General features: G+C 64.0%; 3 protein-coding genes. All 3 read right to left on the bottom strand.

Translation table 11 applies throughout. The features are described from left to right. Window positions 1-962 (bottom strand): four-carbon acid sugar kinase family protein (locus tag HLUSI_RS0106515; protein ID WP_016833222.1); only part of this gene is annotated, 962 nt, incomplete at its 3' end. Between the two features lie 11 nt (window positions 963-973). Next, the gene (locus HLUSI_RS0106510) at window positions 974-2,215 is read right to left on the bottom strand and encodes a ribulose-bisphosphate carboxylase large subunit family protein (protein ID WP_016833221.1); all 1,242 of its coding nucleotides are present in this window, start codon (window positions 2,213-2,215) and stop codon (window positions 974-976) included. Window positions 2,216-2,305: 90 nt separating this feature from the next. Next, a partial coding sequence (locus HLUSI_RS0106505; RefSeq protein ID WP_016833220.1) for a phosphogluconate dehydrogenase C-terminal domain-containing protein occupies window positions 2,306-2,728 on the bottom strand: 423 nt, incomplete at its 5' end.

Genomic DNA, 2,728 nt, shown 5'->3' with positions numbered 1-2,728 from the left:
TATAATTCATCCGCGCCGAGCACCGCCGCCAAGTCCAGTCGTTCCACTGCAAATCCATGCGTACGCGCCCAGGCGATCTGCCCGGCCGTCACCGGCGAGCAACTTCCGCTGACGGCGGCGATGACAGGGACCGGCCCGGCTTTCGGCAAGGAAGTTTTTTCTGCAATCCAGCCGCGCGAACGCCAGTACGACGTCAGCGCATACTGCAGCCCGGACGACGATGCGCTGAACACGCCCGCGCCGCGCTGCTCCCACACCAGCCGACCGGCTTCGCGCAGCGTCTCTTCGTCGAGCACGTCCAGCATGACGACCGGCGTATCCGCGCCCTTGAGACGCGCCAGGTACTGCGCGTCCGTTGCCGCGCCATCGCGCAACTGGACCATGTCCATCAGCTGGATGCGGCGTTGCGTCTGCAGCGCCAGATGACGGCGTAAATCCGACTCGGCCATCGGCGTGACTGGATGGCGCGCCATGGTCGGATGACGATCGAGGCGATAGCCGACGCCGTATTTTGGGACGGCGGCAAACAGGTTGCCGAACAGTTGATAACGTTTTAACCGCGGCGCGCCGACTATCATCGGCGACCATATGCCCGGCATGTGCGCTACGCCCAGATCGATGGCGCGACCGATGGAGCCGGTCGTCGCGGACGAGTCGAACGTCGAGCACACCTTGTATTGCATCAGCGGCGGACGCAGCGCCGCCAGTTGCGAGAACGCCTGCGGCAGATGCTCATCCATCCATGCCGGCGAGCGGCCGCGCGAGGAACCGGCGATGCCGATGCAGCGCACGTCCGGAAAACGTTGCAGCATGGCGAGGTCGGGTGTCTGCAGGAACAGCACCGTAGGCAAACCTGCGGCCGCCATCACTTCCATCGCATCGGTCGACCCGGTGAAATCGTCGCCGTAATACGCCAGCAGCAATCCTGCCGGCAAAGCGTTTTCGTTTCCGTCTGTGTTCATGAGCAGCGCACTTATTTCCAGAAACCGAGTGCGGCCTGCAAGGCAGGATGGCGTTCGGCATGACGTTCCAGCGGCACGTCCTCCATCGCCGCCACCCAGGATTCGCGCAAGGCTTCGACGCCCGCCGAGACGCCGTGCGGATGGCCGAAGATGCCGCCGCCGGCGGTATGGATCAGATCCGCGCAACCGATGGCGCGATAGGTGTCGGCCGCCTGCAAACCGGTCTGCCCCGAGCTGAATACCGGCATGGCCGGCAGCGGCGCTTCCGGCATCACCGGGCTGAGCACCGAACGCGCTGCGGCGATGACGCTGTCGTCGGGTTCGCTGAATTTGTTGCGCAGGCCGTTGACGTGCATGTGATCGGCGCCGGCCAGACGCCACAGCATCTGCCACGGCGCGTAGTCCCAGCCCAGCTGCGGACAGCGCGTCAGGTAACCCCAGCCGGCGCGATGCGCGTGGATCGGCAGTTGAGCATGACGGCGCAGCTCCTGCAAACCGATCAGGCCGATCGAATTGAGGCTGGCCATCACGCAGGTGCCGCCTTCGGCCAGCACCAGATCATGGCGCCGGCGCATCTGGTCGAGATCGCCGGTCAGGTTGAAGGCCATCATGACTTTTTTCCCGGTCCGCTCGGCGTGCGCGTTGATGACCCGCATCACGCCGCGCACGCGTTCATCGAAGGGGCAGCGTGCGCCATCGGCCTGCAATTCGTCATCCTTGATGAAGTCAACGCCGCCGGCGACCAGTTCACGTACTTGCTGTACGGTCTCGTCAACCGACAGGCCGATGCTCGGTTTGATGATGGTGCCGATCAGCGGACCGTGCATCACGCCGGTCAGGCGACGCGTGCCGGCGATACCGAAAGCCGGTCCCTGATAAGCCTGGGCGAACGCCGGCGGCAAACGCAGACCGGTCAGGCGCAGGCCGGACACCTGGCGCAACTCGAACAGATTGCCCGCGATGGTCGCCATCAGGTTGGGCAGTGAGGGGCCGAGGTTTTCCAGCGGCCAGGAAATCTCCAGTTCGCACTGGGTGTAGCGCTGCGAAGGCATGCCGCCCGGCAAGCTGGGTTGTTTGCTGTGACCGAGGATGGTGAGGCGCTCGACACGTGCACCGGAGCGTTCTTTCAGTTCGGGCGTCTCCGTCGGCAAGGCGACGAAAGTGCCGCTCGATTGTTCGCCGGCGATGACCTCGGCGGCGCGGGCGGGATCATCGCCGGTTTCCAGCCAATAGCTGGCGTAGATGCGTTCCATGTTTTACTCGCTGATGTGTACTCGCTGAAAATCGTGTGCATCCGTGGCAACGATCGCCACGGATGCCTGCGGTTGCAGGTGCTCAGGTGCTCAGGTGATACGGCGGATGCTTTCGGCGATTTCGTCGTGCTCGAATACCTTCAGCCAGTCGTCGCGCAACAGGCGCGGCAAGCCGTTCTGGATTGCTTTGTTGCAGGCGTCCGAAAACGCGCCGGGGATTTCCTTGAAGATCACCGCGCCCAGAATGTTCATGTGGCCCAGCAGGAAATCGCGCGCGGCTTCTTCGGGCACGCCGCGACGCACGGTCTCATCCATGGCCTGCTTCATCGCGTAAAGCAAGGTGGCGCAAACGGTTTCGGACAGGCCCGGTTCAAGGATCGCCATCTGGTCCACCGTCAGGCGGTAGCTGCGCAGGATCGGTTGATAGATTACCTTGGCGACGTCTTCGCCCAGGTCGAAGGCCGACTCCGGACCTTGCATCAGCGCGCTGGTAATCGATTGCTTGGCGGCGCC

Source organism: Herbaspirillum lusitanum P6-12 (assembly GCF_000256565.1).
GTDB classification, from domain to species: domain Bacteria; phylum Pseudomonadota; class Gammaproteobacteria; order Burkholderiales; family Burkholderiaceae_D; genus Herbaspirillum; species Herbaspirillum lusitanum.
This window is presented reverse-complemented; position numbering and strand designations above follow the sequence as displayed.

What these genes read in the sequence shown, in the direction of transcription:
- HLUSI_RS0106510 (WP_016833221.1), bottom strand. Translation starts at nt 2,215, where the DNA reads ATGGAACGCATCTACGCCAGCTATTGGCTGGAAACCGGCGATGATCCC.